The sequence below is a fragment of the Thalassotalea litorea genome, from assembly GCF_005843925.1.
In the GTDB taxonomy this organism is placed as follows: Bacteria; Pseudomonadota; Gammaproteobacteria; order Enterobacterales; family Alteromonadaceae; genus Thalassotalea_A; species Thalassotalea_A litorea_A.
Map to the genome: position 1 here is coordinate 203,489 of NZ_VCBC01000002.1, position 26,747 is coordinate 230,235.

The 26,747-nt window shown below is 44.8% G+C and carries 20 protein-coding genes; 8 read left to right on the top strand and 12 right to left on the bottom strand.

The genetic code is table 11. The annotated features are described in order from the left end of the window. Window positions 1–22: 22 nt before the first annotated feature. The 3 genes from pyrH to rpsB form a co-directional block, all read right to left on the bottom strand. Window positions 23–763: a UMP kinase gene (pyrH, locus tag FE810_RS01315; protein ID WP_138318217.1), complete on the bottom strand. Its 741-nt coding sequence runs from the start codon at window positions 761–763 to the stop codon at window positions 23–25. A gap of 140 nt (window positions 764–903) precedes the next feature. After that, on the bottom strand, window positions 904–1,743 hold the full coding sequence (tsf, locus tag FE810_RS01320; RefSeq protein WP_138318218.1) for a translation elongation factor Ts: 840 nt from the start codon (window positions 1,741–1,743) through the stop codon (window positions 904–906). A gap of 69 nt (window positions 1,744–1,812) precedes the next feature. Then, window positions 1,813–2,541 (bottom strand): 30S ribosomal protein S2, encoded by a 729-nt coding sequence (gene rpsB, locus FE810_RS01325; protein ID WP_138318219.1) that lies wholly within the window; start codon window positions 2,539–2,541, stop codon window positions 1,813–1,815. A gap of 369 nt (window positions 2,542–2,910) precedes the next feature. Here rpsB and map point away from each other — a divergent pair, with 369 nt between their 5' ends. The 3 genes from map (at window position 2,911) to dapD (ending at window position 7,553) form a co-directional block, all read left to right on the top strand. Beyond that, a complete protein-coding gene (gene map / locus FE810_RS01330) occupies window positions 2,911–3,807 on the top strand; it encodes a type I methionyl aminopeptidase (RefSeq protein WP_138318220.1) in 897 nt (298 codons plus the stop codon). A gap of 104 nt (window positions 3,808–3,911) precedes the next feature. Then, on the top strand, window positions 3,912–6,497 hold the full coding sequence (glnD, locus tag FE810_RS01335; RefSeq protein WP_138318349.1) for a [protein-PII] uridylyltransferase: 2,586 nt from the start codon (window positions 3,912–3,914) through the stop codon (window positions 6,495–6,497). A 231-nt stretch (window positions 6,498–6,728) separates the two neighbouring features. Further along, window positions 6,729–7,553, top strand: a complete 825-nt coding sequence (gene dapD, locus FE810_RS01340) for a 2,3,4,5-tetrahydropyridine-2,6-dicarboxylate N-succinyltransferase (protein WP_138318221.1) — start codon at window positions 6,729–6,731, stop codon at window positions 7,551–7,553. 102 nt (window positions 7,554–7,655) lie between these two features. Here the strand turns inward: dapD and kdsB are convergent, their stop codons facing one another. Genes kdsB through FE810_RS01365 form a run of 5 tightly spaced genes read right to left on the bottom strand, consistent with a single transcriptional unit; the run spans window position 7,656 to window position 13,908 of the window. After that, on the bottom strand, window positions 7,656–8,429 hold the full coding sequence (gene kdsB / locus FE810_RS01345; RefSeq protein WP_138318222.1) for a 3-deoxy-manno-octulosonate cytidylyltransferase: 774 nt from the start codon (window positions 8,427–8,429) through the stop codon (window positions 7,656–7,658). Between the two features lie 8 nt (window positions 8,430–8,437). Next, window positions 8,438–8,617 (bottom strand): Trm112 family protein, encoded by a 180-nt coding sequence (locus FE810_RS01350; protein WP_138318223.1) that lies wholly within the window; start codon window positions 8,615–8,617, stop codon window positions 8,438–8,440. Continuing rightward, on the bottom strand, window positions 8,617–9,612 hold the full coding sequence (gene lpxK, locus FE810_RS01355) for a tetraacyldisaccharide 4'-kinase (RefSeq protein WP_138318224.1): 996 nt from the start codon (window positions 9,610–9,612) through the stop codon (window positions 8,617–8,619). The genes FE810_RS01350 and lpxK overlap by 1 nt, the downstream gene beginning before the upstream one ends. A gap of 56 nt (window positions 9,613–9,668) precedes the next feature. Then, window positions 9,669–11,441, bottom strand: coding sequence for a lipid A export permease/ATP-binding protein MsbA (gene msbA / locus FE810_RS01360; protein ID WP_138318225.1), 1,773 nt, complete (start codon window positions 11,439–11,441; stop codon window positions 9,669–9,671). A gap of 52 nt (window positions 11,442–11,493) precedes the next feature. Then, window positions 11,494–13,908: a DNA internalization-related competence protein ComEC/Rec2 gene (locus FE810_RS01365; RefSeq protein WP_138318226.1), complete on the bottom strand. Its 2,415-nt coding sequence runs from the start codon at window positions 13,906–13,908 to the stop codon at window positions 11,494–11,496. Between the two features lie 56 nt (window positions 13,909–13,964). Between FE810_RS01365 and FE810_RS01370 the strand changes: the two genes are divergently transcribed. Further along, complete coding sequence (locus tag FE810_RS01370) at window positions 13,965–14,483, top strand: DUF2062 domain-containing protein (protein ID WP_138318227.1); 519 nt, start codon at window positions 13,965–13,967, stop codon at window positions 14,481–14,483. A 315-nt stretch (window positions 14,484–14,798) separates the two neighbouring features. On the opposite strand, the gene lolE is transcribed toward FE810_RS01370, so the two are convergent. From lolE to FE810_RS01385, 3 genes are read right to left on the bottom strand one after another with little or no spacing between them, the layout of a single operon-like run. Then, window positions 14,799–16,049: a lipoprotein-releasing ABC transporter permease subunit LolE gene (gene lolE / locus FE810_RS01375; RefSeq protein ID WP_138318228.1), complete on the bottom strand. Its 1,251-nt coding sequence runs from the start codon at window positions 16,047–16,049 to the stop codon at window positions 14,799–14,801. Window positions 16,050–16,057: 8 nt separating this feature from the next. Continuing rightward, complete coding sequence (lolD, locus tag FE810_RS01380) at window positions 16,058–16,780, bottom strand: lipoprotein-releasing ABC transporter ATP-binding protein LolD (protein ID WP_138318229.1); 723 nt, start codon at window positions 16,778–16,780, stop codon at window positions 16,058–16,060. Next, window positions 16,773–18,008, bottom strand: a complete 1,236-nt coding sequence (locus tag FE810_RS01385) for a lipoprotein-releasing ABC transporter permease subunit (protein ID WP_138318230.1) — start codon at window positions 18,006–18,008, stop codon at window positions 16,773–16,775. The genes lolD and FE810_RS01385 overlap by 8 nt, the downstream gene beginning before the upstream one ends. A 261-nt stretch (window positions 18,009–18,269) precedes the next feature. Here FE810_RS01385 and mfd point away from each other — a divergent pair, with 261 nt between their 5' ends. From mfd to FE810_RS01405, 4 genes are all read left to right on the top strand, one after another. After that, entirely contained in the window at window positions 18,270–21,761 is a 3,492-nt protein-coding gene (gene mfd, locus FE810_RS01390) for a transcription-repair coupling factor (RefSeq protein WP_138318231.1), read from the top strand. Window positions 21,762–21,772: 11 nt separating this feature from the next. After that, window positions 21,773–23,029: a CsiV family protein gene (locus FE810_RS01395; RefSeq protein ID WP_171022187.1), complete on the top strand. Its 1,257-nt coding sequence runs from the start codon at window positions 21,773–21,775 to the stop codon at window positions 23,027–23,029. 306 nt (window positions 23,030–23,335) lie between these two features. Next, window positions 23,336–23,632 carry a DUF1244 domain-containing protein gene (locus tag FE810_RS01400; RefSeq protein WP_138318233.1) on the top strand — a complete coding sequence of 99 codons (297 nt, stop codon included), beginning with the start codon at window positions 23,336–23,338 and terminating at the stop codon, window positions 23,630–23,632. Window positions 23,633–23,781: 149 nt separating this feature from the next. Continuing rightward, window positions 23,782–25,938 carry a TonB-dependent receptor gene (locus FE810_RS01405; RefSeq protein ID WP_138318234.1) on the top strand — a complete coding sequence of 719 codons (2,157 nt, stop codon included), beginning with the start codon at window positions 23,782–23,784 and terminating at the stop codon, window positions 25,936–25,938. 97 nt (window positions 25,939–26,035) lie between these two features. Here the strand turns inward: FE810_RS01405 and rsuA are convergent, their stop codons facing one another. Beyond that, a complete protein-coding gene (rsuA, locus tag FE810_RS01410; RefSeq protein WP_138318350.1) occupies window positions 26,036–26,725 on the bottom strand; it encodes a 16S rRNA pseudouridine(516) synthase RsuA in 690 nt (229 codons plus the stop codon). Between the last annotated feature and the right edge of the window lie 22 nt (window positions 26,726–26,747).

Here is a 26,747-nt window from a genome sequence, read left to right on the forward strand (position 1 = left end):
AAACCTGTGTATTAACAGGAGTTTAATTCAAATTTTCAACATGGTCGATAACGGTACCTTCGCTACCGCCAAGAATAATGGATTTCAATGCGCCTTCCCTGTTCATATTAAACACGCGAATCGGCATCGAGTGGTCGCGAGCTAAGGTAAATGCTGCTAAATCCATTACTTTCAATTCTTTATCTAAAATTTCTGAATACGAAAGCTTAGAGTACAATTCCGCATCCGGATTGGTCACCGGATCATCAGAATAGATGCCGTCAACTTTGGTCCCTTTAAATACCGCGTCGGCTTCAATTTCGATACCGCGCAAACAGGCTGCGGAATCTGTGGTAAAAAATGGGTTGCCTGTACCGGCGGAAAAAATTACCACACGGCCCGATTTTAGTAAGCTAATCGCTTCAGCCCAGTTGTAACTGTCGCAAACACCGGTTAAGTCGATTGCAGACATCAGGCGGGCATTCACAAACGCACGGTGCAATGCGTCTCGCATCGCCAGACCATTCATTACCGTTGCCAGCATCCCCATTTGATCGCCTACAACTCGGTTCATTCCAGCTTCCGCGAGCCCTTTGCCGCGAAACAGGTTACCACCACCGATAACCAGGCCTACTTGCACACCCATCTCAATCAATTCTTTAATTTCATGAGCCATTCGGTCAAGGATTTTGGGATCGATACCAAATCCCTCGTCGCCCATTAAGGCTTCACCACTTAATTTGAGTAAGATTCGACGATATGATGGTTTGGGATTTGTGCTCATAAAATAAACATTCCTTGAGGTTGTTAAAAAAATAGCCACGGACATTTCTGACCGTGGCTATTTTAATACGTTTATGTGACTTTAAAAAGTCCTAAAAGAAAATAACACCGTAAACTGCGCAGCAGTTTACCAAAAGGTGATTATTCGCCTTTCGCTGCAGCGATTTGCGCTTCAACTTCAGCGGCGAAATCTTCTTCTTTCTTCTCGATACCTTCGCCTACTTCTAAACGAACGAAATTCGAGACTGAAACACCTTTCTCTTTTAACACGTCACCAACAGTACGCTTTGGTTCCATGATGAAAGCTTGACCAGTCAATGAAATTTCACCAGTGAATTTCTTCATCCGGCCAATAACCATTTTCTCAGCGATTTCCGCAGGCTTGCCTTCGTTCATCGCGATATCGATTTGGATAGCTTTTTCTTTTTCAACAACGTCAGCTGGAACATCTTCAGGGTTGATGTACTCAGGCTTAGACGCTGCGATATGCATTGCTACGTGCTTAAGAGATTCTGCGTCACCTTCACCGGCAACAACAACACCAATTTTTGCACCGTGCTTATAAGAAGCAAGGTTTGCACCTTCAACATAAGCGACACGACGAACATTGATGTTTTCTCCGATTTTTGCAACTAAAGTCACACGCTCATCTTCGAACTGTGCTTTTAACTCTTCAATTGAAGGTTTAGTTGCTGCGGCAGCATCTGCAACTTTGTTAGCAAATGCTAAGAAGTTGTTGTCTTTAGCAACGAAGTCAGTCTGACAGTTAACTTCAACCAAAGTACCATCTTTGATGATGATTTGACCTTCAGCAGCGATGTTACCCGCTTTTTTAGCCGCTTTTGCCTGACCGGACTTACGCATATTTTCAATCGCAAGTTCCATATCGCCATCAACTTCTTGAAGGGCTTTCTTACAATCCATCATGCCAGCGCCAGTGCGATCGCGTAATTCTTTAACTAATGCAGCAGTAATTGCCATAAGTTAATTCCTCAAAATAAGTATTAAGTTTGGCTGACTGAGAAACCAGTCAGCCGAGATACAATTCGCTTATTCAGCTTCTACAAAACCGTCTTTTTCAGCTTGTACAGCAATGTTAGTCTCACGACCTTCGATTACAGCGTTTGCTGCAGAATCAAGGTATAAGCTTACTGCACGGATCGCATCATCGTTACCTGGGATGATGTAATCAATACCGTCTGGGTTTGAGTTAGTATCAACAACAGAAATTACTGGGATACCTAAGTTGTTTGCTTCTTTGATCGCAATGTGCTCGTGGTCAGCATCGATAACAAAGATAGCGTCTGGAAGGCCACCCATGTTTTTGATACCACCAAGGCTTTTCTCAAGCTTTTCCATTTCGCGAGTACGCATTAATGCTTCTTTCTTGGTTAAAGCATCGAAAGTACCGTCTGTGCTTTGAGATTCAAGATCTTTCAAACGTTTGATAGATTGACGAACCGTTTTCCAGTTAGTCAACATACCACCTAACCAACGATGGTTAACGTAGAATTGATCACATTTTAGCGCTGCTTCTTTAACAGCATCGCTTGCCGCGCGCTTAGTACCAACAAATAAAACTTTACCTTTCTTCGATGAAACACCAGATAAGAAAGCTAGAGCGTCATTGAAAAGTGGTACAGTTTGCTCAAGGTTGATGATATGAACTTTGTCACGTGCACCAAAAATGTATGATTTCATTTTTGGGTTCCAGTAACGAGTTTTGTGACCGAAGTGTACGCCGGCCTTAAGCATATCGCGCATAGATACGTTTGGCATTTTATAATCCTCATGGGGTTAAGCGTCCATACATCCCGTATTACCGACCGCAGCTGATTCTATATCAGAGCAGCACCCCGGAACACGTTTGCCGATGTATGTGAGTTTTTAAATAATATGTTCAAAAATTGAACTCGAACCCTTGAATCAGCCAGTGGCTTTTTCATGGGCGGTGCTTTATACCATTAACCGACTAAAAAATAAAGACTCGAAGAAAAATTCTTATCGTTTTCATTGTTTCGACAACCGAGTTGCGTGCCGCAATTTGCAACCTAGAATAAAATAATTAAGTATTTACTCAAATTTGCCGGTACCTTACCCTACTCGTTATGGCATAAGCCCTTATTTTAGGTTATTATTTCGGCTTTGATGCCCACTTTCTCTATCCAGAGACAGTTGTCCAATTCTTTGAGGAATCGAATGAGTATTGTCATTAAAAGCCAAAGTGACATTGAACATATGCGCGTTGCCGGAAAGCTGGCCGCCAGCGTTTTGGAAATGATAGAGCCCCATGTTAAAGCCGGGGTAACGACAGAACAACTGGATACCCTATGTGCCCAGTATACGAAAGAGAACAATGCCCTTTCTGCACCATTAAATTACGGTGCTGATGCCAATGGCGATGGTGGATTCCCTAAATCCATTTGTACTTCCGTAAACCACGTTGTCTGCCATGGTATTCCCTCGTCACAAACTCTCCAGGATGGCGATATCATCAACATTGATATTACCTGCAAGATTTCCTTCGATGGCGAAGATACACCGCAAGATGAAAAAACCTATTATCATGGCGATACCTCCAAGATGTTTATGGTTGGCAATGTCAGCCCGGAAAATCGTCGCCTGTGCCGGATCACCCAAGAGAGTCTTTATGCCGCCATTCGCAAGGTGAAGCCCGGTAATAAATTTAATGAAATTGGTGCGACCATTCAAAAGCACATCAAAAAAGCCGGTCGTTACGGTATCGTCAAAGATTTCTGTGGCCATGGAATTGGTACGGTGTTTCATGAAGAGCCGCAAATATTGCATTATAAAAATGGCGATGGTCGAGTCATGAAAGAAGGGATGATTTTTACCATTGAGCCGATGATCAACCTTGGAAAAGGTGGCACTGTGCTCGATAAAGACGACGGTTGGACGGCCTATACCCTTGATGGCAAAAATTCAGCCCAGTGGGAACACACCATTTTGGTGACTAAAAACGGGTGTGAAATCCTAACCCATCGAAATGAAGAAAAAGACCTGCCAAGGGTGTTGGTCAACTAAGTAAAGCGGATTTTGCCAGTCAAGAAGGATGTATTTGTACCGTGGTTGAAGCAAGTTTTTTACCCCAGCGATTTCAAGAGCGTTTATCGCTTGCCGCTCCATCAATGGAAATTAGCGATTTTCATCAGCAAAGTGAAGAATTCTATCAATGGCTGGCGGATTCTTTTGCCGGTCATGAGATAACCCAATTAGTTCATGCCCGAGCCGAGTACGTTGATCGCGTACTCAATAAAGTCTGGTGCCAGCAGCATCTTGATGAACATCAAATCGCGTTAATGGCCGTTGGCGGTTACGGGCGCGGTGAATTACATCCTTATTCCGATATCGACATCCTGATTCTTACCCAAAAGAAGCTGACCAAAGAGTTGGAAGAGTACATTGGTGGGTTTATTACCCAACTTTGGGATATTCGCCTTGATATTGGCCACAGCGTTCGCAGTGTCAAAGAATGCATTAAATTGGCAAGCAGCGATGTCACCATTGCCACCAATTTGCTGGAGTCACGACTGATTTGCGGCAACCAGGCACTGGCAGAAGAATTATGGCCACAACTGTGGGTAAAAAAATTCTGGCCGTCTGAAAAATTTTTTATCGCTAAACGTGATGAACAAATTAAACGTCACCAGCAATACAAAGGCGCAGCTTATACCCTTGAGCCAAATTTAAAGGCGAACCCTGGTGGCCTTAGGGACATTCAGAATATTTCCTGGGTTGCCAAACGCCATTTTCACGCCGATAGCCTTGACGAATTGGTGCAACACAAATACCTGACACAAAATGAATTCTATGAGCTTATTGAATGTCAGGATTACCTATGGCGGATGCGATTCGCGCTGCACATCATCGCCGGTCGAAGTGAAAATCGGTTATTGTTCGATTATCAAGGCGACGTTGCCCGCCTGATGGGGTTTGGGGAAGACGGTAAAAAAGCCATTGAACGGATGATGAAACGATTTTTCCGGGTTATCAACTATGTGTCCGAACTCAATGAAATGCTGTTGCAGCATTTCCAGCAAGCCATATTGAATCATGATGAAAAACAACGTGAAGTTGATATCGATAAAGACTTCATGATGATCGGTAACCTGATCCAGGTAAAAAGCTCCCGCACCTTTGTACGCCCGGAAATGATGATGAAATTATTTTTAGTCATTGCCGACAATCCTCAGGTAAAAGGGATACATTCCGATACGATTCGCTTACTGCGTAATTCTCGCCGTCGCCTAATTTCTGAACTCATTGATTACGCTGAATGCCGACGCCTGTTTATGGCATTAATGCGCCATCCGCGAGGCCTGGGACGTGCGTTTAACTTAATGCATCATCATGAAATTTTGGCGAACTATTTGCCGGAATGGCAAAACATTGTCGGGCAGATGCAATTCGACTTGTTCCACGCCTATTCTGTCGACGAGCACAGTTATCGCTTAATCAAAAATCTCTATCGTTTCTCCTTGCCGGAACACAATCATGAGTTCCCTTTGTGCAGTAAAATTGTACAGCGCATTCGTAAACCCGAATTATTGTATATTGCCGGTATCTTTCATGATATCGCCAAAGGTCGTGGTGGCAGTCACAGCGAACTCGGCGCCGTCGATGCGATAAAATTTGGTGAAATGCATGGTCTAAGTAAGCATGATACCAATATGATTTCCTGGTTGGTGAAATACCATTTGTTGATGTCGGTTACCGCACAACGCCGGGATATCTCCGACCCCAATGTTATTCGTGAGTTTGGCGAGATCGTGCGCGACGAAGCGCATCTCGATTACCTTTATTGCTTAACCGTTGCCGATATGCGAGCGACGAATGAAAGTTTGTGGAATAGCTGGAAAGGTAACCTACTTGACGAGCTCTATTTCTCCACCAAAAGAGCCTTGCGCAGAGGGCTGGAAAAACCGGTTGAATACCGAGCACAGATCAAAGAAAACCAGCAACAGGCGCTAATGCTGCTAAATCAGGATGAACTCAGTAAAGATTTGATCAAACCGGTTTGGAAACAATTTAAACCTGACTATTTCCTGCGTTACAGTCCACAGCAGATACGCTGGCATTCAAAGGCGATTTTCGCCCATGACCGATCCAAGCCTTTAGTGTTAGTTAGCCCCAAGGCCTATCGTGGTGGTACCGAAGTTTTTGTCTACACCAAAGACAAATCCAATATCTTTGCCACAATCGTCGCGGTACTGGGTAGCAAAAAATTATCGATTCATGATGCAAAAATATTGAACAGTAAAGATGGTTACACCTTAAATACGTTTGTGGTGTTAGATGGCAAAGGCTTGGCGTTGAAAGATGACTACCACATGAAGGACGTTCAGGAAACATTGGAGCAATGTTTGTCGGAACAACAGGCCATTACCATTGTGCCACAACCTGTGCCCCATAAATTTAAGCAATTTGATATCCAAACCGAAATCAGCTTTATTCCTCACAATAATACCAAGGTTACTGCGATGGAACTCGTGGCACTTGACCGCCCTGGATTACTTGCCGAAGTTGGCAAAGTGTTCCAAGAGCAAGAATTGACGATACATTCAGCAAAAATCACTACTTTTGGTGAACGGGCCGAAGATATGTTTTTAATTTCTACCGCGGAAAACTGTGCACTAAACGAAGAGCAGCAAGCGCAGTTAGAAGCGCAGCTTTGCCCGCATAAACACCCAACGCCTAACACTGAAACCATGTAGTTATAAGGTTACATTGTATTGAAATGGCGCATGATGATGCGCCATAAATAAATTTACAAAAAAAAGAGATAGAGATGAACTCTGTCAATTGATAGCAACAGCGTTAATTTGAACGTTGGCTAAGTTTGCTATTTTGAGCAATCCGTTCAAGAAAAACAAACCTCGGCTCAATGCTCAAGCAATGCGCGAATACTTTAAACTTAAAGATAAATAGTCCGTAGGAAACCATCAATGAAAGAAATTCAAAGAATAATTGAACAAGCTTTTGAGGACAGAGCAAATATCAGCCCAAGCAGTGTCGATCCTGACGTTAAAAATTCAATTTTAGCGGCTTTAGATTTATTAAATAAAGGGCACGCCCGCGTTGCCGAAAAAATTAATGGCGACTGGGTGGTCAATCAATGGTTGAAAAAGGCGGTTCTGCTGTCTTTTCGTATCAATGATAATCAGGTGATGCACGCCGGTGAAAGCACTTATTTTGATAAAGTGCCGTTAAAATATGAAGGCTATGGTCGTGCCGATTTCAATAAAGATGGTGTGCGTGTAGTGCCAGGTGCTAGCGTTCGTACCGGCAGTTTTATTGGTCAAAATGTCGTCGTCATGCCTTCGTTTGTCAACATCGGCGCGTTCGTTGATGACGGCTGTATGATCGACACATGGGCCACGGTCGGTTCCTGTGCACAAATTGGTAAAAACGTTCACCTATCTGGCGGTGTTGGTATCGGCGGTGTTTTGGAGCCATTGCAAGCTGGCCCCACCATTATCGAAGATAATTGTTTTATCGGTGCTCGTTCGGAAATTGTTGAAGGCGTTATTGTCGAAGAAGGCTCTGTGATTTCAATGGGTGTATACATTGGTCAGTCTACCAAGATTTTTGACCGTGAAACCGGCGAAGTGCATTATGGTCGAGTACCAGCAGGCTCAGTTGTGGTGCCCGGAACATTACCGTCTAGTTGCGGTACCTGTCAGTTATATGCGGCAATTATTGTGAAAAAAGTCGATGCCAAAACATTAGCAAAAACCGGTATCAATGAATTACTGCGTTCTGTAGAGTAATTGAGATTCCGTCACGTCAGCGTTCAGGTCAGCTTGACCTTCGTTGACGTGACTTTTTAAGAACATCAAGCGAACCGGCATGAATCCAATCCGCCAAACCTCTTAACCCGCTAATTGCTTCGCATAGGCTCTGGCTTTTTCTAAGTCTTCTGGTGTATCAACACCTTCTACCGGCAAATGACTTTTGGCCACTTCCACATGGATTTTTTCGCCATACCAAAGCACGCGCAATTGCTCTAACGCTTCGATTTTTTCGATCTCGCTGCTTTGCCAGGATATATAATCTTTAATAAAGCCTGCCCGATAGGCATAGATACCTAAATGACGCAAAAATTCGCTGCGCAGTTGCGGTTTTATATTTTGGCCCTGAGTAAACTCATCGCGGTCAAACGGAATGCCTGCTCGAGAAAAATACAACGCATAGCCTTGTTTATCTAAGACCACTTTTACCGCATTCGGATTAAACACTTCTTCAATCGAATTTATCTCTACGGCCAAAGTTGCCATTCTTGCCAACGATTGATTCTCAAGGTTTTTTGCCACCTGAGCGATATTTTCACTGGGAATAAATGGCTCATCGCCTTGCACGTTTACAATGATCTCATCACTGGAAAACTGATATTTTTCAACCACTTCAGCCAACCTTTCGGTACCTGACTGATGATCCGCGCGGGTTTCACAAATCTCGACCGACAATTTCGCGACCGCTTCCATGACCAAGGGGTGGTCGGTCGCAACTATGACACGGTCCGCCCCTGAGGCTAACGCCTTCTCAGCAACCCATGCAATCATGGGCTTACCTTCTATTTCAGCTAAGACTTTGCCTGGCAAGCGACTGGATTCGTAACGCGCTGGAATAACAACTGTAAAACCCATGGTATTCGTTACTCTTCACTCGTCAGTTTACGGGCCTGATTTTCCAATAGCACTGGAATATCTTTTTCTATTGGGTAGGCAAGCCGATCAAATTTACAGATTAATTCCTGCGGTTCTTTGTTATACGCCAGTTTGCCCTTGCAAATCGGGCAAGCGAGTATATCGATAAGTTTTATATCAAAAGCCATTAGTTCAGTACTCTTGTGTTAATTAAATGAAGCAAGTGTTGCTTATCGGCATCAGACAATACGCCATCTACTGGCAAATACCAAGCGTTGTTAGCGCATATATTACGGCATTTGACCACATCTTTTTCGGTCATCAACAGCGGTAACTCTGGATCAAAGGCGATAAAATCAGAGGCGATAAATTTATGGTGATCAACAAATTCAGATTGTTTATTCAAGGTAAATGATAAATTGGTCAGGGTGTTAAAAAAACGTTGAGGGTTGCCGATCCCGGCCAGAGCCTGCACCTGACGCCCGTGAATTTCGATAAACTTTTCTAAGCTCAGAGTGTTACCAGATTGAACATGGACCAAATGTTCCGGTTGCAGAGTTAATTGCATTTCTGCCGATTTTGGCACCCCGCCATTGCATATCACGGCATCGACGGTTTGCAACCGCGAAGGAAGTTCCCGCAAGGGCCCGGCAGGCAGCAACCAACCGTTACCGAATCGACGCTGACCGTCAATAATGACAATTTCCATATCCCGCTGTAAACGGTAATGTTGCAAGCCATCATCGCTAATCACAACCTGGCACCCCTGGGCAGCCAATTGCTTACAATTGGCCACGCGATCTGGCCCTACGACAACGGGTATCTTACAACGTTGATAGATAAGTACCGGCTCATCACCGGCCTGTTGAGGCAAGGTATTAGGATCTAGAGTCAAGGGGTAGGACTGGGCGTTACCGCCATACCCTCTTGCCGTCACGCCGACGCGAACGCCAAGTTTTTGTAGTAAATCAACCAGGTAAATCACAACTGGGGTTTTGCCATTACCACCAACGCCAATATTGCCGACAACAATGACCGGCACATCGGCCTTAACGCTTTTCTTTAAGCCACAGGAATATGCCCATGTGCGAATCGATGCTAATAACCAGAACAGTATCGACAATGGCAACAGCAACCATTTTATCGGATGATTTTGATACCAGGCTTGCTCAATTAACCGCATTCGCCAGTCCTTGTACTCGCCTTAGTATTATTGTTGTTACGCAAACCATATTCAGACTATGAGTCTCCAAATTGGAACTTATGCAGCTGTGCATAAGCACCTTCTTGCGCCAGCAGTTGTTGATGGTTACCCTGCTCGATTAACTTACCCTTCTCCATCACCGCAATATTATCCGCACTCTCAATCGTGGATAAACGATGAGCAATCACAATACAGGTGCGATTTTGTTGTAAAAACTTCAACGCATCCTGAATGTGGCGTTCGGATTCGGTATCCAATGCACTGGTTGCCTCATCCAGAATCAGAATCGGAGCATCACACAACAGAGCCCGCGCGATGGCAACGCGCTGGCGCTGACCGCCACTAAGCATTGAGCCGTTTTCGCCAATAGCCGTTTGCAAACCATTCGGTAATTCTTCAGCAAACTCCATCACATGGGCATGCTTGGCAGCATCAATAATTTCCTGTTCACTGGCGTCCGGACGACCATAAGCAATATTGTTGGCCAGTGTATCGTTAAACAGAACAACTTGCTGCGAGACATAGGCAAACTGTTTTCGCAACGACTTTAAGCGGTAATCCTGAATATTCTCGCCATCAATTAACACCTTACCGGATTGGGCATTATAAAAGCGTAAGAGTAATGAACTAATGGTCGATTTACCGGATCCAGAGCGACCAACCAAAGCCAATGTCGTGCCTTTGGGAACCTGAAAACTGACCTTATCTAACGCTGGATTTTCCGTCTTAGCATAAGCAAACTCAACATCACTAAATTCAATTTCACCACGGCTACGTTGCAGCTCTATGGTGCCGGTATCGGCTTCTATCGGTTGGTCGAGAACATCGAATATGCTGGTACAGGCAGCCATGCCTTTTTGAAATTCGCTATTCACGGTGGTGAGCAATTTCAGCGGTCGCAATAACATGATCATTGACGTTACCACGGTTGTAAAAGTACCCGGTGTCAGATTTTCAATCATGTTATCCATACTGGCAACGTAAAGCACAAATGCCAGCGCAAATGAGGCGATAATCTGGATCACAGGTACGCTAATCGCCTTTGCTGCCACCATTTTCATCCGCTGTAAGCGGTTTTCGTTATTTATCTTGGCAAAACGTTCATTCTCACGGGACTGACCGTCAAATGTTACCACGACTTTATGACCATTAAAGCTTTGCTCAGCTGCGCCGGTAACCTCTCCCATCGCCTGCTGAATATGCTTACTGACCGCCCGAAAACGCTTCGAGACAATCACAACGATCACTGAAATCACTGGTGTAATTAATAAAAAGATTGAAGATAGCTGCCAGGAATAATAAAACATCAAGCCCAGTAAGCCGAGCACAAACGCCCCTTCACGAACCAGAGTCAATACCGCTTTCGACGTTGTATTGAGCACTTGCTCGGTGTCATAGGTTAATTTGGAAATCAGCGCCCCGGTGGATTCTTTATCATGAAACGACACTGGCATGGCAAGAATGTGCTCAAACAACTCCTGACGCAGTTTCATTACGACATGATTGCCAACCCAAGCCAGGCAATAGGTACCGATAAAGTGGAAAATGCCGCGAAATAAAAACGCCACCAACACAAAGATTGGCGCATATTTTAAAATATTTGGATTTGATTGGGTTAAGCCTTCATCAATCAGCGGCTTAAGTTGGGAGAAAAACAGGGTATCAATACCTGCATAACCGAGCATGCCAATGATAGAAATCAATAATCCCGCTCTCAGACCTCGGGTATAGGTAAATAGGCGGCGAAAATTAGGCCAGGTGCGACTCTTTTGGGAGGCGTTTCGCTCTAACGACTTTGTAGCTTGCATTCATACTCTCAAGTAAACCGATACTTCGGTATTCTAACGATAATTGTTTGATCTACCAACTCTTTGACAAACCTTTCGTGCGGGAGTGATCCCCTGCAAGTGTAGCAAACTGATTGTAAAACCATAACGGCGCCATCTGTTGGCGATAGTGGGAGACGAAAACTTTTTGGTCTGTAACGGTCATCTTAATCATCCCTGAGTCGGCCGTATTGTGCATTCTGGCCCCGACATTTTGATACCTTGACGTCACTGTATCTGAGGGCATATTCCATCGATTCAAGTAGCCTGTGCTAAAAATTACCTGTTGTGGACGAATGGCATCGATAAACGCCTGCGAAGACGAAGACTTGGAGCCATGGTGTGGCGCGATCAATATATCAATGTTGATCCCTTTTAACCGGGGGATCAGGGTTGTTTCCACCGCAGATGGAATGTCGCCGGTAAGCAATAGATTGTGGCGACCATCGGTTACCAGTAAAACACAGGAATCTTCATTTTCTTGCCAACGCCATTCTTTGGGCCACAGAACGGTGACCGTTAACTGTTGCCATTCCCACATGGAATTTTGCAGGCAGGGATTGATGATCAACTCTGTTCCCTGTCGAGGGTGATGCTGACCCAGTAACTCTTTGGCGCGTATATTGGCAACGAGTTTTTCTGGGGGGAGTTGTTTCAGAAAATAAGACAGACCTCCGGCGTGATCGTTGTCGCTATGACTAACCACCAAGTAATCGGGGTTTGCCAAGCCCTGAGTGCGTAAAAAGGGGTGTACTACCGATTGTGCAAGACTTTGACCACGACCATAACTGGCTCCGGTATCGTATACCATGGCCCGGCCATTACGCTCTATCACGACACTTAGTCCATGGCCAATATCGAGTACATTTATTGTCCAATCCGACATCGAATGTTTCTTTAATTCTTGCCCTAGGCTCCCTTGATACAGACCGATAAACAGGATTATCACTACAAAGCAGCCGGTCAGTCGCATTTTGACAATAGTCGATTGCTGCAGTAAGTATGAGATAAACAACAAGCTGCAGCAAAAACCTAAGATAAGTAAAAAATCTGAAGAGTGAAGCACGGAAAATTCCAGGTCGCTTAGCCAGATGAGCTGTTCCCAAATAAAGGATAACTGCCAGGTACAAAGCTTTGCCAACCACAGACTGAGCGTCTCGGATACCAGAGCAAGTAATGTCATTAACAATAACATCGGCATTAATAGCAGACTAAACCAAGGCAATATCCACACATTCGCAAGCCACGGCAGCAATGGTGATTGAGCAAACAACAACAAATTTACGGGGATCAACAATAATGATAAGGCAAACTGCAACTTAATAAACAGCCAAACCCTGGCCAGCCATCCATTGCCACTCGTTTGCAACGCCCAAAAAACCAGAACTAATATGCTAAATAGTGCGCAAAAAGATAGCCAAAATGACGTAGAAATCAAACTGAACGGGCTTTGCACAATGACCAGGAAGATGCCTAGCAGCGCCCAACGTAGCATATTGACCTTGCCGTGACTTAAACGTATGCCCCAAAATAGCACCAGCATGATCATCGCCCGTATCGTCGGTGTCGAAAAATTAGACAACTGACCATACGTTAATGCCAATAAAATGCTGCACCCAATCGGCACGAAAAACACCCATCTTTGATAGAAAACTTTTATCGGCAACAGAAATAAAAATGCCCGCCCCAGCCAATAGCCTAACGTTGCCACTATCCCTAGGTGCAAGCCAGAAATCGCCATCAAATGGGCAGTCCCGGTGTTTTGTAATACCTGCCAATGCTCTGTTTCAAACTCCTGTCGATACCCCAAAGCCAGAGCCAACATTAATGGTCGTACTTGCGGGTCATCAATAATCCGCTTAAGGGCCTCAAGAATTCGTTGCGAATAACTAATGGTCGCATGATCCGTGCGATTAGCTTCAAAGTCGCCCTGCTGTACATAGCCTTTAGCGACAATAGCATGACTTAGCAACCAACGCTGATACGAAAAACTGCCGGGGTTGGCAAAGCCATGGGCAGGTTTTAATCGTGCCTTTAAGTGAACCTGCTGCCCCTGATAAAGCGCCTTATCTGCCCGATACCAAGTTAAACGAATATGAAAAGGTACGGTCAATCGCTTCTGGTTAATGGTGTGAACCGCAAGGGTGAAGCGTTTATCGGTCGCATCATTGTTGACCAATGTCTGAATCTTACCCTGCAGTTCAATGGCATTTGTAAAAAAGCCGATTCCGTGCAGATTATTGGTTTCAAGCACCGAAAAGTGATTATTCGCCTGCCACCAAATAAAGGCGGCTCCGAATAGCAACCCACTAATAAACCTAAACTTATTGATGGAAAATAGGATAAGGCCAAAGATAAATGTAACAATAATTAAAAATAGTGCTGGTACTGTCGGCAAAAATAGCGACAATATGGCTCCTGAAATAAATGTAAGCAACCACCGTTCCATAGTGATTTTAATCCTGTAATAATTGGTAGGTTAAATATCCTTATTTAATAATTTTTATGCCCAAGAAATTGATAAAACGCTGGCTGCCAGATCACCAAAAACTGAAAAGCCATAAACATTTACAGATCTTTGGAGACTTGCTCCATGACGGAAATCTCTGGCATCTAAACAGACGTTCGGTAACGAAAGCGTTTGCGATTGGTCTGTTCATGGCATTTGTGCCATTGCCTTTTCAAATGCTATTGGCTGCGGGCACAGCAATATGGTTACATGCGAATTTGCCGTTATCCGCCGCTCTGGTCTGGTTAAGTAACCCTTTTACGATCCCACCAATTTTTTACGGCTGTTATAAGCTTGGCACAATATTACTCAACGTCCCGCAACAGGATTTTACTTTCCAGTTGAGTATGGCCTGGATCAGTGAAAGTCTGTCGGCTGTATGGGCACCATTCCTGCTTGGTTGTCTGGTATGTGCGGTATTCTTTTCAACATTAGGCTATATCGGCATCAGTACCTTATGGCGCTTAAATGTGTCGAGAAACTGGCGCAATCGCCAGCAAAGAAAAAAGCGCTAACTCTCCCATACGTGCTAGGGGTTGCCTCCAGTAATCCAGCACAGGAACATTCGCAAATTCTTCCTTAACTATCATCAACAAAATCTCATTATCGTGCCGCGCTAATGCCGGCAAGGCGGCTTATCAGCCTATACCAGTCACCGTTTAACCAATGTCATGTCACTACCGCAATTTACTCATTGTATAGTCAAGCGGCCTGTTTAAGCAGTTGTTTATGCGTTCAATTAATGCAAATCCGTTAACGGATATCTGAGGTAATCGTGCTAAATTGTGATGTTGCGCACCCAATAACAGATGCGCTTGTTCGGAAGGATTTTATACTTGCCCAAGCACTTTCGCCGGTTCAATTTGCGTTGCTCTAAATGCCGGATACAAGGTTGCCAGTAAGCTTAGTATCAGCGCCGAAGTAATGGTCATAATCACATCGGAGGCCTGTAATTCGGTCGGTAAAAAATCGATGAAATAGATGTCTCCGGAGAGAAAACTCATCCCTAACCATTGTTCTAGCTTACCAACAATTGCGGTTAGGTGTTGCGACAATAAGATTCCGAGACTGCCACCTAAGGCACAACCCAAAACACCATTCACTAAGCCTTGATAAACAAATGCTAGCATAATGGTTTTCCGTTCAGCGCCCATGGTTTTTAAAATCGCAATATCGCCCTTCTTTTCGTTTACCGCCATAATTAGGCTCGAGACAATATTAAAGCTAGCCACGGCAATCACCAATAGCATCACCACAAACATCACAGTGCGGACCAACTGAATATCATTAAACAGGTGACCTTGGGTTCGGGTCCAGTCATGCATGTAGACATACACATCCAGACGTTGGCCTATTTGTGCAACCACTCGCGGGGCTTGAAATACATCATCGATTTTGATTCTGACACCATGGATAGCATCACCAAGGCCAAGAAATTGAGCCCCTGTAGCCAATGGCATAAATGCCATCGAATCATCGATAGTGCCACCAAAATCAAAGATGCCGACAATCGTCATATTTTTCTTTATTGGCGCCAAAAATCGACCACTTAACCCCTGCCCGGCATCTAGCCTCGGCATTAGCAACTGCACGGTATCCCCGACATTCACCTTAAGCTTGCTGGCAATCCCCTGACCAATCACCAAGGATTGTCCTTGTAATTGTTGCCAGCTCCCCTGGCTCACAAAGTTGGCAATATCGGAAACCGACTTTTCCAGCTCAACATCGACGGCGCGAACTTCCAGGGCTTTAATGCTATCGCCCTTTTGTAACATGCCACTGAGTTTAATAACCGGTGCTGCAGCAATGACATTATCGTGACGCTTGGCGACAAGGATCTCATTTTGCCAATCTTCGATTGGCTCATGCACGGTAATAAATTCACCATGGGGAACCACCGACAACAATCGTTTTGCCAGCTCTCGCTCAAATCCATTCATTGCCGACAGGACAATAATCAACACCATAACGCCAAGCGCGATGCCGAGCGTCGAGGATGCCGAGATAAACGAAGAAAAGCCCTGGCCGTGGCGGGTACGGACATACCTTAAGCCAAGAAACATACTAAGCGGTTTAAACATACTCAGAATTACTCCGCCGAGTCTGACATTGACACTTCAGGCATTGACACTTCAGACATTGACACTAATTTACCGTGATCCAATTTAAGCTGTCGATCCATTCGTGATGCGAGCGTTAAATCATGAGTTACGACGACAAACGATGTCCCTTCCGACTGGTTTAATTTGCGAATTAAATTAAATATCTGTTCAGCGGTATCAAAATCAAGGTTACCTGTCGGCTCATCGGCAAGCACCAAAGACGGTTTGCTAACCAATGCCCGGGCAATGGCGACACGTTGACGTTCACCACCAGACAATTGTGACGGTCGATGACTCAGGCGATGAGACAAGCCAACTTTATCGAGCATTTCCTCGGCCTGCTGTTTTGCATGTTTTGGCGAATCCCCACGGATCAACAATGGCATTGCCACATTTTCCAACGCGCTGAACTCCATCATTAAATGATGGAACTGGTAAATAAAACCGAGTTTTTCATTGCGAAAACGGGCGCGTTTTTTCGCCGATAATTGATAGATATCGGTACTATCAATAAACACCTGTCCTGAGGTGGGTGTATCCAGCGCTCCGGCCAAATGCAAAAATGTACTTTTACCACAACCGGAGCTGCCAACAATCGCCACCAGTTCACCGGCATTCACCGTTAGATCCAAACCTTTCAGTACTTTAGTGACCTGCGGCCCTTGCTGATACTCTTTTATCAGTCCCTGACATTCCAATACCTTACTCATTCCTTAATACCTCTGCTGGTTGAGTCTTGGAGGCCCGATACGCCGGATATAGTGTCGCCAGAAAACTCATTAATAACGCGGAAACTAAAATTACCAGAACCTGTTCAGCCCTAAGCTCAACCGGTAATTTTTGCATAATAAAACCGGAGCCCAAGATATTGACGCCAAATACTGACAATAAACTATTTAAATTCAGAGTAACCAGAACCCCGCCAATGCTACCGAGAATGGTTCCCCAAATACCATTGACCATCCCTTGGGTCATAAATATTTTCAGCACTCCAAAAGGTGACATACCTAGCGTCTGTAAAATACCAATCTCACCTTGCTTATCAATCACCACCATAACCAGCGCCGAGACAATATTAAATGCCGCCACCGCGATAATTAAAGACAGCATTAACCACATCATATTCTTCTCAACCTTAACCGCGGCAAATAGATTCCCCTGGGTTTTGTCCCAGGTAGAAAACTCAAAGTTTTGAGTCAAAGGTTGGGTTTGTAATTGCGCGACCACGTCTTTAGCAGTAAAGGCATCGTTAAGATATAGGCGAATGTTTTTGACCCCATCGGCAGGACGGCGCAACAATCTTGCAGCGTCCTGACCATGTATCAAGACCATCTGATTATCGACCTGTGACCCCAGATAGAACACGCCGGCGACGGTAAAGGTTCGCTGCACCGGTACCCTGCCCATAGGCGTAAATATCGTTTTCGTTGGCAGTAATAAGCGGACTTTATCGCCAGTCGAGACACCCAGTTCCCGGGCGAGTGATGCCCCAATGACCATTTTGTAATCTCCCGGCACTAACGCCGAAAGACTGCCAAATTGCATATGCTTTTCTATAATGGAATCCGAGATTTCATACTCGGGGAAAATTCCCTGCATCAGAACGCCACTTAATTTATTGGCAGATTGCAGCAAAGATTCACTTTCAACATACGGCGTGGCTTTATTAATCAGCGGATCGGATTGCAACGTTTCAGCCACCTGACGCCAATTGTCAATGGGCTGTTCCGAGCTGATCACGGTATGAGGTACTAGTCCAAGAATGCGTTCCTTTAACTGCCCTTCAAAGCCGTTCATTACTGACACCACCGTAATTAAAGCGGTAACGCCAAGTAAAATACCAGCAATAGAGAAGAAAGTAATAAAGGATACAAATCCAGAACGATTTTGGCTACGAGAGTACCTTAAGCCAATAAAAAGACTAACTGGTTGAAACATTTAGTTTTATAAATTTAAGAGAATTGCACTGATGATAAAAGGTCACCGACATAAGTACAAGTGGCGAAATGGCTTAAGGGAAAATAAAAAAACCATACTCGACGCTTGGAAATGGGCGCAGCAAACTTGCATCCCATTGAGATCTAATTACAATCTGTGCAGCAATGAGAATTTCAGTCGATAAAGACCCTAATACAACCGCGCTTTTTCCTGCTCATATTTATCCATTTATTTAGCGTGGCAAACAACACAGAAGGTATCATGACCAAAAATTGCAGCATATTCCGGCCAACACTGGCCAGCGCTTCAAAAAAAACCAATGCGGATAAAAAGATCTGGCAACAATTACCTGGCAGTAGTGATTCTCTGGCTCTGTATCAGGCAGCGCTTCTGGCAAAACAAGTATTACTGGTGGTTTGTGAAGACACCGCATCGGCATTAAAGCTTGAGCATGAATTGCAGTCCATTAATGACAGTGAAATTGATATTTGTTTATTTCCGGATTGGGAAACACTGCCTTATGATAACTTCTCTCCCCATCAGGATATCATTTCTCAGCGCCTGGCAACCTTATACCAACTGCCGAGAATGTCCGCAGGCATCGTTATTGTTCCAGCCCATACCCTGAGCCATCGCTTAGCGCCGCGTCAGTACCTTGAAGCCAATAGCCTGCTTATCGAAACCAATCAGCAAAAAGATATGCATCAATTACGTCAGGAGCTGGAATCCTGTGGTTACCGCGCAGTGGATCAGGTCATGGAGCACGGTGAATTTTCCGCCCGCGGAGCGATATTAGATCTTTACCCGATGGGCAGCCAATTGCCCTATCGTCTCGATTTTTTTGATGATGAAATCGATAGTATGCGCATATTCGATCCCGATACCCAACGAAGCGGCGATCGTTTAACGAAAATCGAATTATTACCCGCCCATGAATTCCCAACGGATCAGGATACGATTAACCTGTTTCGCCAGCAATATCGCGACAACCTTAAAGCCAGTAACGAAAAAGATTCGGTGTATCACCAAGTCAGCAAAGGCATTATGCCAACGGGTATCGAATACTATTTGCCCTTGTTTTTTACGGCGACGCAAACCTTATTCGATTATCTTCCCAAGGCATTGCAGGTTATCTTGCATGGCGACGTTCAAAAGCAGTTGCAACAGTTTTGGCTTGATATTCAGTACCGCTATGAAGACAGGCGTTATGATCCAATGCGCCCTCTTCTGGCCCCACAAGAAGTGTTTATTCCCGTAGAAGAGCTATTTGCTCTGATAAAACCCTACCCGAAAGTTATCTGCAAAGCGCCGTCTGTGAAAGTTGATAGCGGCACCTGTCAATTTGATCTGGCGCCACTTGAAGATGTTGCTGTAAATCATCAGTTAAAGCATCCCTTGCAAAAACTGACCAAGGTTATGGCTGCTCAAGCTGAGCGCGGTGCCAAGATTATCTTTATCGCGGAAAGCCAGGGCAGACGGGAAACCTTAATTGAACTTCTGGCCAGAGAACAGATAAAGCCGAAAAACCGCGAAAGTTTAGTTAAGGCGTTTGCCGATCCCGCGGAAATCAGTATCACCGTCAATGGCCTGGCCAATGGATTCATCATTGAAGACCCGAAACAACCCTGGGTCATCATCTGCGAAGACGACCTCTTTACGGACCGAGTACGACAAAGTCGTCGACGAAATAAAAGTCAGGATACCAACAGTGAAGCCATATTCAAGAACCTCACGGAATTGTCTCCCGGACAGCCCGTGGTTCACATCGAGCATGGCATTGGCCGCTATCAGGGGTTACAAACCATAGAAAATGCCGGATTGAGTACCGAGTTTTTGGTATTGAACTATGCCAATGATGCCAAACTCTATGTGCCGGTTGCGTCGTTACACTTAATATCACGGTACAGTGGTAGTGACAGTGACAGCACCCCTATCCACCGTTTAGGAAATGATGCGTGGAACAAGGCGAAGAAAAAAGCGGCGGAAAGAGTTCGCGATGTGGCAGCGGAATTATTGGATATCTATGCCAAACGAGAAAGCTCGTCAGGGTACGCCTTTAAACGAGATAAGCAGGATTACCTGAACTTTAGTGAAAGCTTTGGCTTTGAAGAAACCGATGACCAATTGCAGGCAATACACAGCGTTATTGCGGATATGCTCGATGACAAACCGATGGATCGCCTGGTCTGTGGCGATGTCGGTTTTGGTAAAACCGAAGTCGCGATGCGCGCAGCATTCGTTGCCGCCAATGACAATAAACAAGTGGTGGTATTAGTGCCAACCACGTTGCTGGCACAGCAGCACTACGAAAACTTCCGCGATCGCTTTGCCAACTGGCCGATAAATATCGAAGTGTTATCTCGATTTAAAACCGCAAAGCAACAAAAACAAATCATTGCAGATATTGCTGTCGGCAAAATTGATGTGTTGATCGGAACTCATAAATTGTTATCGGATGATATTAAATTCCATGATCTCGGTTTACTGATTGTCGATGAAGAGCACCGGTTCGGGGTCAAGCAAAAAGAAAAAATCAAAAAACTCAGAGCCAATGTCGATATTCTCACATTGACCGCAACACCAATTCCCAGAACCTTGAATATGGCCATGGGGGGCATGCGTGACCTGTCGATTATTGCCACGGCACCGGCCAAACGTCTGGCAGTCAAAACCTTCGTGCGCGAACGGGATGAAGCGCTGATCCGCGAATCCATATTGCGGGAAATCCTTCGTGGCGGGCAAGTCTATTTTCTCCATAACAATGTGCAAACCATCGAGAAAACCGCACAGGAAATTCAGCAACTGGTTCCCGAGGCGAAAATCGTCACCGCCCATGGACAAATGCGAGAACGAGATCTTGAGCGTATTATGAGTGATTTTTATCACCAGCGATTCAATGTCCTTATTTGTACCACCATTATTGAAACGGGTATTGATGTACCAACGGCGAACACCATTCTAATGGATCGTGCCGATCACCTCGGCCTGGCTCAACTGCACCAATTGCGCGGTAGGGTCGGACGTTCGCATCATCAAGCATATGCCTATTTATTAACCCCGCACCCCAAGCGTATGACCAAAGATGCTCATAAACGCTTAGAGGCGATCGCGTCACTAGAAGATTTAGGCGCGGGTTTTGCCCTTGCCACCCACGATCTAGAAATTCGTGGTGCCGGAGAATTACTCGGTGAAGATCAAAGTGGACAAATGGCCAGCGTCGGATTCACTTTGTATATGGAAATGCTGGATCAAGCCATTAATGCATTGAAAAATGGCAAGCAACCATCACTAGAAGATCTTTACGCCAAACAAACCGAAGTTGATTTGAAGGTTCCGGCACTGTTGCCTGACGACTATATCTTTGATGTCAGCTCCCGGTTGTCTTTTTACAAACGCATCGCGAGTTGCAAGAGCGACGCTGAGCTTGATGATATTCAGGTTGAGCTTATCGATCGCTTTGGTTTACTGCCACAAAATGCAAAAAACATATTTCATATTGCCAAACTGCGCTTAAAAGCAGAAACTATAGGCATTACCCGAATCGATGCGGGCCCCAAAGGTGGTTCACTGGAATTTGCCGAACACACGCAAATCGATCCTATGGTCATAATTGGGCTGATCCAAACACAACCTGCAAGGTTTAAAATGGATGGCGCCAATAAATTAAAGTTTGTGAAAGACACTGAAGACGACAAAGCAAGGTTTCAGCTGGTTCAGCAGTTGCTGAGTGACTTTGGTGCCAGTGCCGCATGATTGGAAGTAATATGACGCTAATAACCAGATCTAACAAAATTAATAATGTATTTAAAAAACGCTTTGCCCGCTCGGTATTAAGCCTAACCACGGTTGTGAGTTTATTCACACCGGCTTTGGTCAATGCACAAACCCAGGAACAAGAGCAACCTCGTTGGTTTGAAATTGAAGTCATTCTCGTTCAGCAATTACAAAACCAATATCTCTCAAATGAGCAATTTGACACGGATATTCTAACCCCATATCAGGGGAAAAGTATTGAGCTGATTGAACCCTATCTTTATGAATTAAAGAATTTCCAACATGCGCTACCTGAGTGTTCGTCATCTAAAGCCGATATGGCGCGCGCGAGTGATAAAGCCTATTTACAAGCCGCAATATCGGGCCATACTCTTGCGCTGCAAGCGCCGGAAAAAGTCAACATCGAACTCGGTTGCAAACCCGATCAACCACCACAGTTGTTCGATGAGTTAACGCAAGGTGATATCACCGAGCTCGCCTATATCCCCAAGTATTTTAGTGGTTATGAGTATGCACTTGCCGAAAGGCCTCATTTGTTGGCACAAGGCTCATTACAGTTAAGTCACATCTATCGTAGCTTAGCCCGTTCTAAACACTTTCGTCCGTTGTTACACCTTGGCTGGCGTCAACCGGTATTCGCTCAGGAAGATGCATTGCCGGTCAAATTAATGGCGGGTGAAAACATTAACTTCCAATATCCGGAACAGGCACAAACTCTGAATGAGTTGCTACTTGAGAAAAAGGTCGAACAACCACAACCTGGGCTAAATGATGAAACGCAAATTCAAGCGAATCTGCAGCGCATTATTGAACAATTGCAAGCCTCTGGTGATGAAATTGATGTGGATCCTATTTTGGCTACTTTGCAGCAACAACAGGATCTGCAGAATCGGCAACAACACGCGCAAAAGCTTGCGCAACTGATTGCCAGCCCGAATCAAGATTGGTTCTTAGAAGGGTTGTTCAAAGTCCATTTAGATCATTATTTGTTTATCAATAGCGAATTCAATGTTTATCGACCATTAACCGAAGAAACGATTGAGGCTGCACAGAATACCCAAACTGCCGCCGTTGATAATGTCGTCACGTCCATTCCGTTTAAGCAAAATCGCCGGGTAATCTCAGGTGAACTGCACTATTTCGACCACCCATTTATGGGAATGGTAGTGCAAATCCGTCGCCATGAGCGACCTGAGGCAGAACCGGAACTGGAAACTGAACAGGAAGCTGAATCCGACACGGATTAGCCACTCGTATTTGGTTACGCGGTGAGGCAATTTACGACGAAGAGAAAGAATAATATCCGACCAATGGTCCACTAAGAGACGAACGTCAGACGCATGGAGAATTCAATGACACATGCGCAGCTCGTTGTATACTCGAAATGATGGCCAAAACAAGACATTATGCAGACAATCGCAGTTGCTGTGATTGTCATCACGTATTTAAACCACATGTCAGATTACTTTTTGGTGCTGGCAACAACTATCAACCAACGTCAGGGGAAATGAAAACCTTTTGCTGTTGGACTCTATTTACGATCAGGATTAATGATGGATAAAACGACCGAAATTCAAGCAGCGGTATTGCGCCGTTTACTCGCGCATCTCGACAATCGTAAAGATGTGCAAAATATCGAACTGATGAACCTGGCTGGATTCTGCCGCAACTGTTTTTCCAAATGGATGGTCGCAGAAGCGGAACAATTAGGGGTTACGATGGAACTCGATGAAGCGCGTCAGGCTGTTTATGGCATGCCCTATGAAGAATGGAAAGAGAAACATCAGTTGCCGGCAACCGAAGAGCAAAAAGCAAAATTTGCACAATTGCAGCAAGCAAAACAAAAATAACCGGTATTACTCTGTTATATAACCGCAATCAATCGATTGCATTTGCCTTGAAGTTTTTTAACATCGCTCACTCTCAAGGCATTGATTCACAGGCCCAAAGTAATGAAGTATTGGCTTTGGTTCACAGTCATTAAGTTGCCCTAGTTAAAATGATAATAAAAAAATCCGCGTATGGCGTGATGGTTTGTGCTGTACTCACTGCCCTGCCATCAATGAGTCACGCTCAGGCTCAAGCACCGAAAGCCACTCAATCAAAAGCAGTACAAACGGACAAATCCGACGCATCGGCATCGTTGGTCTCTGGCTCTTTGTCCGATAGCTCTTTGTTGGAAAACACATTGCTAGATACAATTGTCGTAACTCCGAGTCGGCAGTCGACGAAAATGCGTGACTCACAGGTGACTGTGGCTCGATTAGATCAGGATGCGATTGCTCGAGAAAACATCAGCCATATTCAACAGGTGTTAAATGGCGTATCCGGCGTTAATTTGCATCGCGGTAGCGGTCAGGAATATCTTTCGGCAATTCGCTCTCCAGTGCTAACGGGTAGCGGTGCATGTGGCGCAATATTGCTGCTTGAGAATAATATCCCATTACGTCCTGCAAGCTTCTGTAACGTCAATGGCTTGATAGAATCTCATCATGAGCAGGCAGAATTAATTGAAGTGCAAAAAGGCCCGGGAAATGGCTTTTACGGCAGTAATGCCGTGCACGGAGCAATTAATGTCATTAACCCATCCAGCATCAATCAAGATCAATCGTTATCGCTACAACTTGGTGAGTATGGCCATGGTCGCGTGGGGTTAAAAACCGCGGGAGATAAGTTTTCAACAACCACAACTCTCTTTCATGAAGACGGATATCGACACGACGCCCGGGTCGACTGGCAAAAATTCAGCCTTTCCTATGAAGGAGACAGACAACATACACTGCAAAATTCCTTATTGACCATTGTAAATCTCAATCAAAACACCGCCGGTTATATCACCGGCAAAGACAGTTACCAAGACAAACAAAAAGCGCGCAGTAATCCAAACCCAGAAGCTTACCGGGATATTTTCGCCGCACGCGTTAGCCAACGATATCAGTTCGAACAATTCGGACAATTTACGCCTTATGCCAGAGTGTCAAAAATGGAGTTTTTGATGCACTTTTTACCCGGAAAACCTCTGGAAACCAACGAACATATTAGCCTTGGTGGCATGTGGCAAAACCAGTGGCAAAGCGATGCCCTCGGCACAATCAATTACGGATTTGATATTGACATTGCTGACATTGAGCTCGTACAGGAACAATTTTCGCCAACACAGGGCTCGGCATTTTTAATGGCAACCATCCCGTCTGGTAAACAATATGATTTTAATGTACGCACCATCAATAGCGGTGCTTTTGTACAATTGCAGAAGAAGTTAACGCCCAAATTGCAGCTAAATACCGGTTTACGTGCCGAATATTCTCGCTACGATTACGACAATCAAATGAACAGTGGTCGTGTCGATGAGCTTGGAGATGCCTGTAGTTTTGGCGGCTGTCGCTATACCCGTCCAGACGACTCCATTGATAGTTTTACCGATGTTTCGGTAAATATTGGGATGATTTATCAGTTAACGGAGCAGCAACAGTGGTTAGTTACCGCAAATCAAGGTTTTCGCCCGCCACAGGTAACGGAGTTGTACCGGTTGCAAGGCGAGCAATTCGTCACTGAGTTGGATTCTGAAAAAATTCAAGGCCTGGAACTCACCTGGCGCGGCGATTGGCATCAACAACAATTTAATTTATCGGCCTATTATTATCAAAAACAAGACGTCATTTTCAGAGATAGTGAGCAATATACTCGCAATGGCGGGGAAACAGAACACCAAGGGATTGAAGTTAGTTGGTCATATCAAATAAGCGATTCATTACAAAGTCAGTTGGAATACACGTTTGCCAAACATAGTTATGCAAATACGCCAGCGGGTCTTGATACGGATATTAGTGGCAATGACATGGATACAGCGCCAACAGGATTCGGCCGCTGGCGCTTGCTCTATCAAGCCAATGACCAGCACAATATTACGCTATCAATCGGTCATATGGGCGAGTATTACACCGATATCGACAATTTACACCGCTATTCAGGCCATGTTCTTGTCGATGCCTACTACAACTGGAAAATCTCTGATAAATGGCAATTAGGTGTCAAGGGACTCAATCTAATGGACAGGGCCTATGCAGAGCGCGCCGACTATACGGTATTTACTCAGGACCGATACTTTCCTGGCTTAGACCGACGCTTTTTTATTCATCTAAATTACGCCATTTAAGACAAAATCCATAATCAATAATCAATAATCAATGGACCAGAGTTGTTGCTAGCGGTTCTGATGTGTAATCCGATATCAACAACCCTGCTCCTAGATATTATATTGAAGCAATCTCGGCTTCACTAAGCGGTCGCCACTGGCCCTGCTCAAGCTCACAATCGAGTTCAATCTCTCCAATCTTTTCTCGGTGCAGACCCCCGACCCGATTACCAATGGCGGCAAACATACGTTTTACCTGATGATATTTACCTTCACTGATCGTCAACAAAGCCTCTCGTGGCGCTAAGATTTCAAGTGTTGCTGGCTTGGTTAATTTTGCTTCGTTTTGCAGTTGCACGCCGTCAGCAAAAGCTTGAATGGCGCTTTGAGGAATGTCTTTGGTGGTTTGTACTCGATAACGTTTAGCACAATCTTTTTTCGGTGAGGTGATTTTATGGGACCACTGGCCATCATCGGTGATCAGTACCAACCCTGTAGTATCCGCATCCAGGCGTCCGGCAATATGCAAATCAAAGGCACGATCAACATCAAGGAAATGCAACACGGAAGGGTAAAGCTCATCGATATTCGAGCAAATACAATTTTGTGGTTTATGCAGCATGTAATAGCGGGCCTGTTCAAAACTCAAGCGATTATCAAACAGGGTCACGTCGGATTCTGGATAGACCTGAAACCCAGGGTCTTTAACAACGGCTCCGGAAACTCGGATCTCTCCTTGTTTAAGGAGCTTTTTCGCTTCAGAACGGGTAAGTTCGGTACAACGGCAAATAAATTTATCTAAGCGCATAAAGTGAGCAACAGGCCTGATA

What these genes read in the sequence shown, in the direction of transcription:
- rpsB (WP_138318219.1), bottom strand. Translation starts at nt 2,541, where the DNA reads ATGCCAAACGTATCTATGCGCGATATGCTTAAGGCCGGCGTACACTTC.
- pyrH (WP_138318217.1), bottom strand. Translation starts at nt 763, where the DNA reads ATGAGCACAAATCCCAAACCATCATATCGTCGAATCTTACTCAAATTA.
- FE810_RS01400 (WP_138318233.1), top strand. Translation starts at nt 23,336, where the DNA reads ATGGATAAAACGACCGAAATTCAAGCAGCGGTATTGCGCCGTTTACTC.
- rsuA (WP_138318350.1), bottom strand. Translation starts at nt 26,725, where the DNA reads ATGCGCTTAGATAAATTTATTTGCCGTTGTACCGAACTTACCCGTTCT.
- lolD (WP_138318229.1), bottom strand. Translation starts at nt 16,780, where the DNA reads ATGAGTAAGGTATTGGAATGTCAGGGACTGATAAAAGAGTATCAGCAA.
- glnD (WP_138318349.1), top strand. Translation starts at nt 3,912, where the DNA reads ATGGAAATTAGCGATTTTCATCAGCAAAGTGAAGAATTCTATCAATGG.
- tsf (WP_138318218.1), bottom strand. Translation starts at nt 1,743, where the DNA reads ATGGCAATTACTGCTGCATTAGTTAAAGAATTACGCGATCGCACTGGC.
- FE810_RS01385 (WP_138318230.1), bottom strand. Translation starts at nt 18,008, where the DNA reads ATGTTTCAACCAGTTAGTCTTTTTATTGGCTTAAGGTACTCTCGTAGC.
- kdsB (WP_138318222.1), bottom strand. Translation starts at nt 8,429, where the DNA reads ATGGGTTTTACAGTTGTTATTCCAGCGCGTTACGAATCCAGTCGCTTG.
- FE810_RS01395 (WP_171022187.1), top strand. Translation starts at nt 21,773, where the DNA reads ATGACGCTAATAACCAGATCTAACAAAATTAATAATGTATTTAAAAAA.
- FE810_RS01365 (WP_138318226.1), bottom strand. Translation starts at nt 13,908, where the DNA reads ATGGAACGGTGGTTGCTTACATTTATTTCAGGAGCCATATTGTCGCTA.
- msbA (WP_138318225.1), bottom strand. Translation starts at nt 11,441, where the DNA reads ATGCAAGCTACAAAGTCGTTAGAGCGAAACGCCTCCCAAAAGAGTCGC.
- mfd (WP_138318231.1), top strand. Translation starts at nt 18,270, where the DNA reads ATGACCAAAAATTGCAGCATATTCCGGCCAACACTGGCCAGCGCTTCA.
- lolE (WP_138318228.1), bottom strand. Translation starts at nt 16,049, where the DNA reads ATGTTTAAACCGCTTAGTATGTTTCTTGGCTTAAGGTATGTCCGTACC.
- dapD (WP_138318221.1), top strand. Translation starts at nt 6,729, where the DNA reads ATGAAAGAAATTCAAAGAATAATTGAACAAGCTTTTGAGGACAGAGCA.
- FE810_RS01370 (WP_138318227.1), top strand. Translation starts at nt 13,965, where the DNA reads ATGCCCAAGAAATTGATAAAACGCTGGCTGCCAGATCACCAAAAACTG.
- FE810_RS01405 (WP_138318234.1), top strand. Translation starts at nt 23,782, where the DNA reads ATGATAATAAAAAAATCCGCGTATGGCGTGATGGTTTGTGCTGTACTC.
- lpxK (WP_138318224.1), bottom strand. Translation starts at nt 9,612, where the DNA reads ATGCGGTTAATTGAGCAAGCCTGGTATCAAAATCATCCGATAAAATGG.
- map (WP_138318220.1), top strand. Translation starts at nt 2,911, where the DNA reads ATGCCCACTTTCTCTATCCAGAGACAGTTGTCCAATTCTTTGAGGAAT.
- FE810_RS01350 (WP_138318223.1), bottom strand. Translation starts at nt 8,617, where the DNA reads ATGGCTTTTGATATAAAACTTATCGATATACTCGCTTGCCCGATTTGC.